The organism is Imbroritus primus (genome assembly GCF_964332355.1).
GTDB lineage: Bacteria > Pseudomonadota > Gammaproteobacteria > Burkholderiales > Burkholderiaceae > Imbroritus > Imbroritus primus.
The window spans coordinates 23,070-36,198 of record NZ_OZ201294.1 but is presented as its reverse complement, the minus strand read 5'-3'; the positions used below and the strand labels follow the sequence as shown (position 1 = coordinate 36,198).

The following is a 13,129-nucleotide window of genomic DNA, read 5'->3' as shown; positions in this document are numbered from 1 at the left end:
GATACCATTCTTTAGGGATCAATTTCGATTTGACCGCAACGGCTGGCAACCGCCGTGCTGGAGAACACGTTGGAAATCAAAGACCTTCCCTGGGTTGAACGCACCTTCGGCGATGCCCTGCTGTGGGCGTCGCGCGAATACGGCAGCCGCGAGGCTGTCGTCTATGGTGCTGACCGCATCAGCTTTACACAGCTGGCCGACCGCGTGCGGGCCTTTGCCCGCGGGCTGATCGCCCAGGGCATCGAGTCCGGCGAACACGTCGCGCTCTGGATGGCCGACCGGCCCGACTGGCTCGTGGCCCGCTGGGCCATTCCCATGATCGGCGCGGTGCTGGTGCCGGTGAACACGCGCTTTCGCGAGAAGGATGTCGGCTATGTGCTGGCGCAGTCCGATGCCCGCACGCTGATCGTGCAGCACGGCGCGGTGCGCGGCGTGCGCTATCTCGACATCCTCGAACGCCTCGAGCCGGGCCTGGCCACGCAGCCGCAAGGGGCGTGGCAGTGCAAGGAGATGCCTGAGCTGCGCCGCGTGATTGGTCTGCAGGCGGACGAGTCGACGCCGCTGCCGGACAGCATCACGTCGTTTGCGGCCATCGAAGCGGCCGGCAAGGCACTGCTCGACGACGGGGTGCTGGAGCAGCGTGTGGCCAGCGTCAAGCCGGGCGATGTGGCGCAGATCCTCTACACCTCCGGCACCACCTCGTTTCCCAAGGGCGCCATGGTGTGCCACGGCCCGCTGCTGCAGAACAATGCCTATGCAGCATGGTGCTTCGGCTTCGATACCAAAGACCGTTATCTCGCCAGCGTGCCACTATTCACGGCCACCGGCACCGGCTACACGCTGGCGCTCTGGTTATCAGGTGCGACCATGGTCATCGACAGCAATCCCTACGATGTCCACAATTTCTGCACGGTCATCGAACGCGAGCGCATCACCGCGAGCTTCTTCGTCGACACCATCGTCCAGGACCTGAAGGGATATCCCGCACGCGATACGCATGACCTCTCCAGCCTGCGGGTCGGCTACGGCGCACCGCTGCCGACGGCCTCGTTTCTGTGGCTCGTCAACACCCTGGGCGTGCATGACATGATCGGCACCTACGGCATGTCAGAAACGACCAACGCCGTCTCGCGCACGCGCTATGACGACCCGCTCGACAAACGCGCGCACACCAACGGCCGGCCCTGCGCCGGCGTGCAGGTACGGATCGTCGACATCGATACCGAAACTGCCCTGCCGCCCGGCAAGGTCGGCGAAATCCGCGTGGCCGGCTATACCGTCATGCCCGGGTACTACAAGCGGCCGGACGAAAACGCCAAGACCTTCGATGCGGAAGGCTGGCTGCGTACCGGCGACCTCGGCGAGCTCGATGCGGACGGCTACCTGATCTATCGCGGCCGCGTGAAGGAGATGATCAAGCCCAGCGGCTTCAACGTCGCGACGCAGGAGATCGAGGAATTCCTGCAGACCTATCCCGGTGTCCGCCAGGCTGTGGTCGTCGGCGTGCCAGACGCCCGCCTTGGCGAAGTAGCGTATGCCTACGTGGAAACGCTGGCCTCAGCTGACGTTTCCGCGGAAGCGCTCATCCGGTATTGCAAGGACAACATCGCCAGCTACAAGGCGCCACGCTACGTCGAGTTCGTGACCGAATGGCCGCTCACCGGCAGCCAGAAAATCAAGAAGCTGGAATTGAAAACCCGCGCCAATGCGACCCTCCAGGCGCTCCAGGAGCAGGCACCGGCACAGGCGCCCGCGCAGCCCTCGATACCAGCCGCATGAGGCTATGCAGGCGACCGGCTCTTCTTCCACCGATCATCCCTTTTTCTGCCAGGCACCCATGTCCCGCACCAATACCATCAACGCCGCAACCCTCCACCAGTGGCGTGAAGCCAAACAGCCGATGGCACTCTTCGATGTCCGCGAACCGATGGAAGCCGACCGCGGCCATATTCCCGGCGCGACCGTTCTGCCGCGCCGCCGCATCGAGCTGCGGATCGCCACGCTGGTGCGCGATCCGGACACGGCCATCGTCGTGACGGATGACGACACCGGGCGGGCCACGCTGGCCGCCGAAACGCTGGCGACGCTTGGCTACCGCAAGGTCCATTGGCTGTGCGGCGGCATCGAGGCGTGGCGCGCAGCGGGCTACCCCATCGCGACCGGCAACAATGTGCCCAGCAAGCTCTATGGCGAAGTGGCCTACCACCACTACGCGATTCCGGATGTCGACGCGGAAAGCTTCCGGCAATGGCAAGACGAAGGCCGTAACATCCTGCTGTTCGATGTCCGTACGCCGGAGGAATATCGGGAAGCATGCATTCCCGGCTCGACCAGCGGACCGAGCTTCGATATCGCACGCCATGCAGGCGACTTGCGCCACCATGACGGTCCGGTCGTGGTCCACTGTGCTGGCCGTACGCGCAGCCTGATCGCCGCGCAAACGCTGCGCGAACTTGGCGTGACGCAGGCCGTGGCGCTGCGCAACGGCACCATGGGCTGGCTGCTGGCCGGCAAGGAAGTCGAGCGCGGCGCGCGGCGCACACTCGGCACGCCGTCGGCGACAAGCCTGGCCCATGCCTCGGCAACCAGCCGGGCCATGGCCGAAGCCGCGGGCATCGCCAGTGTGGATGCGGCAACGCTGGCGGCATGGCTGGAGGATGCCGGCAATCTCTACGTGTTCGATGTACGCCAGCGCGACGACCACATTGCCGGGCACGTCCCTGGCGCGCAGTGGGTTCCGGGCGGACAGATCGTGCAGCGCGCCGACGATTTCATCGCTGTCCGGACCGCCCGCATCGTGCTGATCGACGACGATGAAACGCGCGCGCGCCTGAGCGCAGTCTGGCTGCAGCGCATGGGCTTCACGCAGGTCGGCGTGCTGGCCGGCGGCATGGCGGCGTGGCGAGATGCCGGCCATGCTGTCACCACTGGCCGTGCGCGCCAGCAGCCTGCCGGATGGGAGGCCGCCCGGAACGCCGTACGTTGCATCACGCCGGTCGAGGCACATGAGTTGATTCGCCAGTCCGGTCGCTTGCACATTCTCGACGTGGATACCAGCGCGCACTATTGTGAGGGTCATATCGACGGTGCGACGTGGTTGCCGCGCAGCTGGCTCGAGCATCTCGTGGCGCAGGTCATTCCTGACCCGTCCATGCCGGTGCTGGTGACCTGCGGCTCCGGTATCCATGCCGTCTACGCCGCGCATACGCTCCAGCAACTCGGATACAGCACGGTCGCCGCACTTGAAGGCGGCACCGCAGCGTGGAAACATGCCGGCTACACGCTGGAGACCGCCACCATGCCGCCCCAGGACGATATCCTGCTGCCGCCGTACAAGCGCGGCGAACAGGCGATGCGCGACTACCTGTCGTGGGAAATCGAACTGGCGGCAACCCATCCGCACCACTGAGATACCGCTGACCGCAGACTATTGCGGCCAGCCCCGCATTGCGCCGACCCAGCGCGCCGATGAGCACGCATTGACCAGGCATCACGGCCGTATGGCAATCACGTAGAGGCCATACCTCCACACGGCACACGGCGACACAGCCCCACACCGCGCCCACGTGGCAACGACAAGTGGCATACGGCTTGCTTGAGTCTGCCTGGGCGCCCCTCCAGGCGCCCGCGCGAATCCCGCATGCTTCCTGTCGCGGGCTGTGTCCAAGGTCAACCGATGCTGTGCCGTCCCTGCGCGCGCGTGCGCGCCACCCTCCAAACCCACCGCCATGCCCTGCATTGGGGCATCGTGCACGCCCTGCCCTACACCATCTTTGTGCTGATTGCGCTACAAACCGGGCAGCGTGCCTGGTACGGCGCGGCCATTGCCGCCGTATGGACCGCGCTCGCGGATCTCGTCGGCCCAGTGCATGCCCGCCTGCGCAATATGTCGATCCTGGCCTTGGCCGGCAGCCTGGCGTGCGGCCTGGGGGCATTCACCAGTCACAACCTGCCGCTGGCACTGGCCGCAGCGGCCGTGGTCGGCCTGATGGTGGGCCTCTATGGCTCGCAGCACAGTGCCGTGGCGCAGCCGGCCAAACTGGTCTTTGTCGCGTTCCTGACCTCGGCCGGCGTGCCGCTGGCCGATAGCGCCGCAGCGCTGCCAGCTGCCCTGCACTACGGCATAGGCAGCATGGCGGCCATCGCGTGCTGCCTGGTTCTGTTCCCCAGCGAACCGGATCGCCGCCCGCGCGATGAAATCATCGCGATGTTCAGCGCCCTCGCGGAGTTCGCGCGCCTCGCCGCAACCCCGGACGCTGCCGTCCACGGTAACGAAGCAGCGCAACGTTACCTGGATGCCAAGCGGCAATTGCGTCTGGCGATCGAACAGGCACGGCAGGCAGTTCATGCCGTCCGCCTGTTCGGCCACGGCCGGTCGGATACCTTTGGCGAACTGGTCACGCTTGCCGATGCGTGCTTTCGTGTTGGCCTGCTGCTGGCGGAATACCCTCGGCCGGCACACGCCGCCTACCATCCTGGACCGGCACAACCGGATGCCATGCAGATTGCCATCGCCCGGGACTTTGTTGCCGCCATGGAAGCCGCCGACCGCCAGATCCGGCATGCCCTGCTGCCGCGCCAGACAGCGCCCGTCGAGCTGCGCGACCGTCTTGCCGCCGCGCTGGCGCCGCTGCAGCAGCATGCCGTGGTCACGTCGCGGCCGTCGGCATTGACACAGGCCCTCGCGGCATTAGGGCAGCCATTGCCCGCAGTGTCGCCATCAACGTCACAGCACACTGCGCATACCGACGCGGACGATGACATGGACGCGCCTGTCTGGCATCTGCTGCTGCCACGCAGCGCACGTGCTGCTCTGCGTCGCGATGCCGCGCTTCCCCAGCATGCCATCCGGCTCGCCGCCGGCGGCACGGCCGGCCTCGCCATCGCCACGCTGCTGCTGCCCGGCCACGGCTACTGGCTTGCTATCACCCTGGTGATCGTACTGACGCCCCATATGCAGTCGACCCGACGTTCCGCGTGGCTGCGCCTCGCAGGTTCCGTCGCCGGCGCGGCCAGCGCCGCGCTGCTGTCATGGGCCGACGTGCCGCCCGGCGCCATGGCCATGCTGACGCCGCTATTCCTCGCCGCAGCGTATGGCACGCGCGTGCGCGGGCAAATGGGTGCATTCGCATTCTTCCTGACGCTGACGGTGGTGTATTTTTCGTGGCTCGAGCATCCGCTCGGTTCGAGCCTGGCGTTTGCCGTACTGCGGGGCATCGACACCCTGCTGGGTTGTGCACTGGCGCTCGCGCTGGTACTGGTGTCGCCCCGTCCACGGCCGCTCGCCTGGCTCGCGCGCCATGTGGCGCTGGCCGTCGATGCCGCGGCCCTGTACGTCGCGAGCGCAGTGTACGAGGGCAAGTCGAACAGCGACGGCATGCACGGCAACAGCGGTGGCAGCCTGAACAGGCAGGAGATACGCAACGACATCCGCAATGACACGCGGCGCGCCCGTACCGGCCTCGCCGTCAGCCTGGCGGAGCAGGCGCTGGCCTCAAGCACGCCGCTGGCGCGCGAGCATGCGGCGCAGTTGCAGCAGATCCTGCTGGCATCGCGCCGCCTCATCGGCATTGGCCTGCGCCTGCAGTCGGCCCTGCATGACAGCACGCTTGATGACGCTTACCGTCACGCCGCCATGACGCTGGTACGCCGGCAATGCAGCCTGCTGCATGCCGCCTCGCACGTGCTGCGGCGACTACCGGTAGCGCCGCTGGCCATGCCGGGCACGCTTCCACCCGCCCGACATGCGGTAGAGAAACGCCTCGAAGATCAGTTGCTCGACCTGGCGGCAGTAAGTTCCAGCATCATGCGGGCCGTTACGGTACTCGAGGAATTGCGCGAACAGCGTGCGTCCACGCTGGCAGCAGCGCAGCGCCGTTCCGTACGGGCCGCATGGCTGGCGACGCGGCGCAGCCGCGTGTGATCTAGCGGCCTTCGCGCGGCAGCACGGCCATGGTCAGCCGCGCGATGCAGACCAAGCGGTCAGCCTCGTCGCGGACTTCGATGCCCCAGACATGCGTCGAGCGGCCCACGTGGATGGCGCGCACGGTGCCCGTGACAAACCCGCTGGTCACGGCGCGCACATGGTTGGCGTTGATGTCGAGCCCCACGCAGTAGTGCGTGGCAAGGTCGATGCACATGCTGGCCGCCGTGCTGCCGAGCGTTTCCGCCAGCAGCACCGAAGCCCCGCCATGCAGGATGCCGAATGGCTGGCGGGTACGCGCGTCCACCGGCATGCGCGCGCTCAGTGACGCGTCATCCATGTGGGTATATTCAATGCCGAGATTGGAGACGGCCGTATCCTGCGAGCGCGCCTGCAGCGCCTCCAGCGGTTTGGGGTGGGTCCAGAGCATGGGTTGAACGGATGAATGAAAACCATCCGATCATACCGGCATCCGGCCGGCGGCACCTGCCGCCGGGGCGGCTACCCCAAACCACGCCAACTGCGGTCACCCCGCCGCAGTCGCTTCACGGCCATCACATCGGTTCCGGCGGATGCCGCTCAAGGTGCTTGTATGCCCCTGCCGCCATCAGGCCGAAGACCATATGCGCGAACAGGCTTTCGATGCTGCGCGCCTCGTTGAACCACGGGAAGAAACGCACCAGTCCGTAGAAGTTGACCACATACACCAGCGCACCAAAGGCGATGCCCGTGCCCAGCGCCAGCGCGTAGCCGCTGTCGAGCCGAAACGCGGTGATCAATGCCGCCAGCAGCGTCGCCAGCACGATGGCCAGCGCGTAATGCACAAGCAGCGCGACCCCTACGACCATCCACGCCGGCTGCGCTGGCGCCGTGAGAACATCGCGGCCGAGGACGATGGCGGCCACCATGGTGACCGAGCCCCAGGCGCCCTGATACATCAGGAACCGCACTACCAGCAGTTCCATGACGATGAACACCGTGCCGGCCACGAGCCCGGCGAGCGCAGCGGCGCGCCAGTCCGGCAGGCGATGGGTGAAGTGGTGAGATTGCAGATGGAGTTCCATGTTCCGCTCCTTGCCATCCTCCCGCCGCACTGTTGCGTACTGTTTGCCGTGGCCCCGGTCCGCGGCCCGTCAGGCGCGCCGCATACTTCATTTATAGTCCATCGCCAGCGGGGCGTGCAGTGGCGCAGCGCCGCCTGCCCGCTGACGCTGGCAGGTGCTGCCACCGTGACATACCATGGAGTGAAGCAGTCGGTGCCAACGCACCGCAAGCCGGAACGGGAACATGTCGCGAAGAACCTGGACCTACGTCTGCCTGCTGTTGGGGATCGCCGGCCTGGTGTATGTGGCCGTGGCGCTTGTCGTGGACGAATTGCGTACCTCGCAACGCCAGGCGCACTACCTCAGCGACTTCGCCCGCGGGCTGACGTTCGAGGAGCAGCCCGGAGCAAGCGACGCCATCCGTTTTCCCATGCATGGGCCGGCCGACACCCGCTTCGGCTACACCTGGATTCCTCAACTGACCACGCGCCTCGAGGCGCGCGGCTTCACCCGCGAAGCGCAGGCACGCCAGTCGCCCGCGCTCATGCACTGGCTCGACTCGGGCATGTACGCGCCGTACCGCGAAAAAACCACAGCTGGCCTCCAGCTACTGGACTGCCACGGGGAGACGCTGTTCGCCCGCCGTTATCCGGAACAGCAGTACGCCGGGTTCGCGGACATTCCTCCCGTGCTGGTCAACAGCCTGCTGTTCATCGAGAACCAGAGCTTGCTCGACCCCGAGTTTCCGGAGCGCAATCCGGCCGTGGACTGGCGGCGACTCGCGCGTGCGGCGCTCGATCTGCCCTTGCGCGCCATCGATCCAGAGAACAGTACGCCGGGTGGCAGCACGCTGGCGACGCAAATCGAAAAATTCCGGCACTCGGCGGGCGGGCGCACGGAATCCGTTCGCGAGAAATTCCGGCAGATGGGTTCCGCCGCGGTACGCGCCTATCGCGACGGACCGGACACCACGCTGGCACGCCAGCGCATCGTCACCGACTACCTGAATGCAGTGCCGCTGGCTGCGCGCAGCCCCGTCGGGGAAATCCTCGGCATCGGCGAGGGCCTCGCGCTCTGGTATGGCACACCCTTCGAGGAAGCCAACCGCGAGCTGCACGCGCTCGACATGCACGCGCCGACACCACGCCAGGGCGAGATCTACAAACAGATGCTCTCGCTGGTGGTCTCGCAGCGCCGACCGTCGTACTACCTGCGGCGCGATACCGACGAACTGACCGCCATGACCGACAGCTACCTGCGCCTGCTGGCGGCGGCCGGCATCATCTCCCCCGCCCTGCGTGATGCCGCACTGCAGGCACCGCTGCATAAGGCGCCCCCACCCGTGCCGCTTGCCACCAGCTCGTTTGTCGCCAGCAAGGCTGTGAACCAGGTACGCAGCGAGCTTGCGCGGCTTACCGGTGTCGCGAGCCGCTACGATCTGGAGCGTTTCGACCTCCAGGCCGCCAGCACGATCAATGGCGTCCTGCAGGTGCGCGTCGCGGAAGCGCTGCAGGCCATCCGCACAGCAGCCGGCGCGCGCAGTTTCGGTCTGTATGGCAAGAACCTGCTGCGCGAAGGCGATGATCCTTCACGCCTGAACGTCAGCTTCACGCTCTACGAACTGGACGGCGACAGCAGCGCACTCCGTGTCCAGGCCGACACGCTCGACCAGCCATTCGACCTGAATACCGGCGCACGCCTCAACCTCGGTTCCACAGCCAAGCTACGCACGCTGGTGACCTATCTGGAAATCATCGCCGAACTGCACAGCCGCTACGCGGCGCTGGACGACATCGGCCTGCACGCGCAAACGCCGGAACGCGATGACGCCCTGAACCGCTGGGCGATCGACTATCTGCTGCGCACGCGGGACCGCGATCTGGGCGCGATGCTCGACGCCGCGCTGGAGCGTAAGTATTCAGACAACGACAGTGAACTGTTCCTGACAGGCGGCGGGCTGCAGAAATTCTCCAACTTCGAGTCCGCCAAGACTGGACAGATGTTGTCCGTGCGCATGGGCTTCCGCAATTCAGTGAACCTGGTGTTCATCCGCCTGATGCGCGATATCGTCCGCTATGAAACCTACCGTGCCGTGCCCGAAGCCGCAGCGATCCTCTCGGGCCAGGCCGCCGATGCGCGGCTTGCCTACCTGCGGCAGTTCGCCGACCAGGAAGGCGCGGCCTATCTGACGGATTTCCAGCGCATCTACCGTGGCCTGCCGCGGGCACAGCGCGTGGCGCGCCTGCTCGATCGCGTCAAGCCGGTTCCGACTCGGCTCGCGGTGGCACTGCGCAGCGCCGACCCGGCACTTGGCGTGGACGATTTCGCCCGCACGCTGCGCGCCCGGCTGCCACGCCAGCGCCTCACCGACGCCGACGTGCAAACGCTGTACGACAAATATGCGCCGGAGCGGTTTTCGCTCAACGATCGCGGCTACCTGTCCGGCATTCATTCGCTGGAATTGTGGCTCGTGGCGCATCTGGAACGCTACGGAGATACCTCGCTCGACCGCCTGCTGCAGGAAAGCAAGGCCGTGCGGCAGGAGGTCTACAACTGGTTGTTCAAGACCAGTCGCACCGGCGCGCAGAACACACGCATCCGCACACTGCTCGAACAGGCGGCATTCGAACGCATCGGCAAGCGCTGGCAGCGGCTGGGCTATCCGTTCGACACGCTCACGCCGTCGTACGCGGCCTCCATCGGTGCCTCTGGCGACCGCCCGGCCGCGCTGGCCGAACTGGCGTCGATCATCCTCAATGACGGACGGCGTCCGCCCGTCACGGCTGTCGAGACGCTGGACATCGGCAGCGATACGCCGTTCGCCACGCGCTTCCGTTTTCGACCTGCGTCCGGCGAGCAGTTGCTGGTACCGGAGATCGCCTCGCGGGTACGTGACGCCATGCGCGACGTGGTCGACAACGGTACGGCCCGCGCGCTCCGGCCATTTTTCCAGAAAGCCGCCGGCAGCGCCGGCCCGCCGCTTGTACTGGCCGGCAAGACGGGCACGGGCGATCACCGTCACCAGTCGTTCTCGCCGAGCGGCGCGCTGACGGCGTCACGCGCCATCAGCCGCACCGCAAACTTCGTCTTTACCATCGGGGAACGCTTCTACGGCACGGTCACGATCCATGTGGGCGAGCCGTATGCGGCGCGCTACAGCTTCACCAGCGGCCTCGCGGTCCGGCTGCTGGGCGGACTCGCGCCCGAGATCGTCGCGGCGCTGCAGCCGCCCGGTACCGGCGCCCGGCTGGCGTGCCCGCGCACGCCAGATTCCGGCCTTGCGGGGTCAACGCCTGTATCGATGCCCGCGTCGACGCCGCTATAACATGTGATGTGCGGGGCGCTATGGCTCACGTGATGCAGGCATCGCCACGGATATCGATCACGATCAAGCCCGGCCCGCCCCGGGCTTGATCCTTGTCAAGGCGTCCTCCACGGGCTTGCCGTACGGTAACGGAAATCGTTCCTGTTGCGTCTGAGCCCATCATGCGACCTGCTTCCACCATCCCTGTCCGTGGTACTTCCGCGCCTGCGCCCTGTGTCTCTGGCGATGCGCCGGCCGACGCGGCTGCAGCACGCCTGCGCGATACCTTGCAGCGGTTCGGCGGCAGCGGGCCACGCTACACCTCCTATCCCACCGCGGACCGCTTTACCGAAGCCATTACCGCCGAGGACTACATCCGCCAGCTACGGGCTGTGGCGACGCGCACAGCCGCTCCAGGCGCCGCGCCGCTCTCGCTGTATTTCCATCTGCCGTTTTGCGCACACCTGTGCTGGTACTGCGGCTGCAACAAGGTGGTGACGCGCGACCATGGCCGCAGCGCCAAGTACATCCGCTATCTCGACCGTGAAATGGCGCTGGTGACCGAGGCCACCGGACGCGGCCTGCCGGTGGGGCAGTTGCACTGGGGCGGCGGCACGCCGACCTTTCTCAGCCACGAGGAAATGCGCGACCTGATGCGGCGCACGCGCCAGTATTTCGATCTGCAGGCAGACGGCGAGTACGCCATCGAGATCGATCCCCGCGCAGTGCAGGACGATACCGTCGCCGTGCTGGCGGAACTCGGCTTCAACCGCTTCAGCCTGGGCGTGCAGGATGTCGATCCGGCCGTACAGGAAGCCATCCACCGCGTGCAGCCGGTCAGCCAAACGCGTGCCGTGATCGATGCCGCGCGCCGCCACGGCATCCGCTCGATCAACCTCGACCTGATCTGCGGCCTGCCGTTGCAGACGCTCGCCAGTTTCGACGCGACGCTGCGTACGGTCATCGACATGGCCCCGGAGCGCATCGCCATCTACGGCTACGCGCACCTGCCGCACCTGTTCAAGCCGCAGCGCCGCATCGATGAGGATGCTCTGCCGACTGCCAGCGAAAAGCTCGACATGATGCTGCTGGCTGGCGAACGGCTGGCCGCCGCCGGCTATATCGACATCGGCATGGATCATTACGCGCGGCCTGATGACGACCTGGCACGTGCACAAGCCGAAGGCCGGCTGCACCGCAATTTCCAGGGCTATTCGACGCAGGCCCAGTCCGACCTGCTGGCCTTCGGCATCTCCGCCATCGGTAAACCCGGCGAGGCGTTCGTGCAGAACGTGCGCACGCTCGACGACTACTACACCGCGCTCGATGCACGCCGCTTTCCGGTCCTGCGCGGCCACCACCTGACGAAAGAGGACCATCGGCGCGCCGAGATCATCCAGGCGCTGATGTGCCACTTTACGTTCGATATCCCGGCCTTCGAAGCGCGTCATCAAATTGACTTCCAGCACGCTTATGCTGGCGCGCTGGCACAGCTCGTCCCACTGCAGGCGGCTGGACTGGTGACCGTGGACGCCACGCGCATCGGCGTCACTCCGCTGGGGCGCCATCTGGTGCGGCGCGTGGCCATGGCCTTCGACGCCTACCTGGCGGCCGAGCCGGTGGGAGATGGCCGCACAAATGACCGCGCGGACCGTCACCCTGAGGGGTGCGGCACATCCCGCGCCATCCCGATTCAGCCCCTGCGCTATTCGCGCATCTTGTGAGTACCATGCCGACCCAGACCCGTTCGTCCAATCCTTCCCCGGTGCCGCACCGCAAAGTGCTGCGCCAGCATCTGCAAGCCTACGAGGCTAAGCGCACCGCGCTGGCCATTGTGCTGCTGTGCGTCGACCTGGCGCTGCATGCGGCGCTGTTCGCCAGCATCATCCTGTTCGAGGCATGGTGGGCCAAGCTGCTGTGCGCACTGGCCGCCGGCTTCGTGATCGGCCGCCTGTTCATCATCGGCCACGATGCCTGCCACCAGAGCCTGACACCGCACCGCGGCCTGAACCGGGTACTGGGGCGCATCGCCTTCCTGCCTTCGCTCACGCCCTACAGCCTGTGGGATGTCGGCCACAACGTGGTGCACCACGGCTACACCAATCTCAAGGGCGTGGATTTCGTATGGGCGCCCAAGACACGTGAGGAATATGCCGCGCTCTCGCCCACCCGCAAGGTGCTCGAACGCATCTACCGCAGTGGCTGGGGACCGTGGCTGTATTACTTCATCGAGATCTGGTGGCTGCGCATGTTTTTCCCGAGCAAGGCCCACATGCCGTCGCAACGCGCGATATTCCTGCGCGACAACCTGCTCGTCTCGGCCGCCGGCCTGTTGTGGATCGGCGGCATGGTGGCTGCCGCGCTGGCCACCGGCCAGTCGGTGGCGCTCCTGCTGCTGATGGGCTTCGTGGTGCCTTTTGTGTTCTGGAATGCCATGATCGGTTTCGTGGTGTACGTGCACCACACGCATCCGCGCGTGTCGTGGCATGCCGACAAGGCCGCATGGGCTGCCGCCAATCCGTTTGTCTCGACCACCGTGCACCTGACCTTTCCGTTCCGCATCGGCGCGCTGATGCACCACATCATGGAGCACACCGCGCACCATGTGAGCATGGCGATTCCGCTGTACCAGTTGAAGCAGGCGCAGGGCTGGCTCGACGAGACCTTGCCCGCCTGCGTGATCGTGCAGCGCTTTTCGTGGCGCTGGTACTTCGACACGGCGCGCCGCTGCAAGCTGTATGACTTCGCCCAGCGCTGCTGGACCGATTTCCAGGGACGTCCGACCAGTACGCCGGCACCGGCCGTGGCCGCGGCCTGACGGTCCACACGCTATCCCCTCGGGGGTAGGTGTGGATCCAT

Annotated in this window: 8 protein-coding genes; 6 read left to right on the top strand and 2 right to left on the bottom strand. The window is 66.3% G+C overall.

What is annotated here, in order from left to right; translation table 11 throughout:
- The first annotated feature begins 69 nt into the window (after positions 1 to 69).
- The 3 genes from ACQ3C8_RS15100 (at position 70) to ACQ3C8_RS15090 (ending at position 5,923) form a co-directional block, all read left to right on the top strand.
- The gene (locus tag ACQ3C8_RS15100) at positions 70 to 1,779 is read left to right on the top strand and encodes an AMP-binding protein (RefSeq protein WP_428853215.1); all 1,710 of its coding nucleotides are present in this window, start codon (positions 70 to 72) and stop codon (positions 1,777 to 1,779) included.
- Positions 1,780 to 1,837: 58 nt separating this feature from the next.
- Positions 1,838 to 3,409 carry a rhodanese-like domain-containing protein gene (locus ACQ3C8_RS15095; protein ID WP_428853214.1) on the top strand — a complete coding sequence of 524 codons (1,572 nt, stop codon included), beginning with the start codon at positions 1,838 to 1,840 and terminating at the stop codon, positions 3,407 to 3,409.
- Between the two features lie 291 nt (positions 3,410 to 3,700).
- Positions 3,701 to 5,923 carry an FUSC family protein gene (locus ACQ3C8_RS15090; protein WP_428853213.1) on the top strand — a complete coding sequence of 741 codons (2,223 nt, stop codon included), beginning with the start codon at positions 3,701 to 3,703 and terminating at the stop codon, positions 5,921 to 5,923.
- 1 nt (position 5,924) lies between these two features.
- On the opposite strand, the gene ACQ3C8_RS15085 is transcribed toward ACQ3C8_RS15090, so the two are convergent.
- Positions 5,925 to 6,353 (bottom strand): hotdog fold thioesterase, encoded by a 429-nt coding sequence (locus ACQ3C8_RS15085; RefSeq protein ID WP_009523592.1) that lies wholly within the window; start codon positions 6,351 to 6,353, stop codon positions 5,925 to 5,927.
- 124 nt (positions 6,354 to 6,477) lie between these two features.
- A complete protein-coding gene (locus ACQ3C8_RS15080) occupies positions 6,478 to 6,987 on the bottom strand; it encodes a hypothetical protein (RefSeq protein WP_428853212.1) in 510 nt (169 codons plus the stop codon).
- A gap of 223 nt (positions 6,988 to 7,210) precedes the next feature.
- Between ACQ3C8_RS15080 and ACQ3C8_RS15075 the strand changes: the two genes are divergently transcribed.
- The 3 genes from ACQ3C8_RS15075 to ACQ3C8_RS15065 all read left to right on the top strand — a co-directional run bounded on the left by ACQ3C8_RS15075 (position 7,211) and on the right by ACQ3C8_RS15065 (position 13,088).
- Positions 7,211 to 10,291 carry a transglycosylase domain-containing protein gene (locus tag ACQ3C8_RS15075; RefSeq protein ID WP_428853211.1) on the top strand — a complete coding sequence of 1,027 codons (3,081 nt, stop codon included), beginning with the start codon at positions 7,211 to 7,213 and terminating at the stop codon, positions 10,289 to 10,291.
- A 161-nt stretch (positions 10,292 to 10,452) separates the two neighbouring features.
- Positions 10,453 to 11,994: an oxygen-independent coproporphyrinogen III oxidase gene (gene hemN / locus ACQ3C8_RS15070; protein ID WP_428853210.1), complete on the top strand. Its 1,542-nt coding sequence runs from the start codon at positions 10,453 to 10,455 to the stop codon at positions 11,992 to 11,994.
- Positions 11,995 to 11,999: 5 nt separating this feature from the next.
- Positions 12,000 to 13,088 carry a fatty acid desaturase gene (locus tag ACQ3C8_RS15065; protein WP_428853209.1) on the top strand — a complete coding sequence of 363 codons (1,089 nt, stop codon included), beginning with the start codon at positions 12,000 to 12,002 and terminating at the stop codon, positions 13,086 to 13,088.
- Positions 13,089 to 13,129 lie beyond the last annotated feature (41 nt).

Coding starts and splice junctions, on each gene's coding strand:
- ACQ3C8_RS15095 (WP_428853214.1), top strand. CDS start 1,838: ATGTCCCGCACCAATACCATCAACGCCGCAACCCTCCACCAGTGGCGT.
- ACQ3C8_RS15085 (WP_009523592.1), bottom strand. CDS start 6,353: ATGCTCTGGACCCACCCCAAACCGCTGGAGGCGCTGCAGGCGCGCTCG.
- ACQ3C8_RS15080 (WP_428853212.1), bottom strand. CDS start 6,987: ATGGAACTCCATCTGCAATCTCACCACTTCACCCATCGCCTGCCGGAC.
- ACQ3C8_RS15075 (WP_428853211.1), top strand. CDS start 7,211: ATGTCGCGAAGAACCTGGACCTACGTCTGCCTGCTGTTGGGGATCGCC.
- hemN (WP_428853210.1), top strand. CDS start 10,453: ATGCGACCTGCTTCCACCATCCCTGTCCGTGGTACTTCCGCGCCTGCG.
- ACQ3C8_RS15065 (WP_428853209.1), top strand. CDS start 12,000: ATGCCGACCCAGACCCGTTCGTCCAATCCTTCCCCGGTGCCGCACCGC.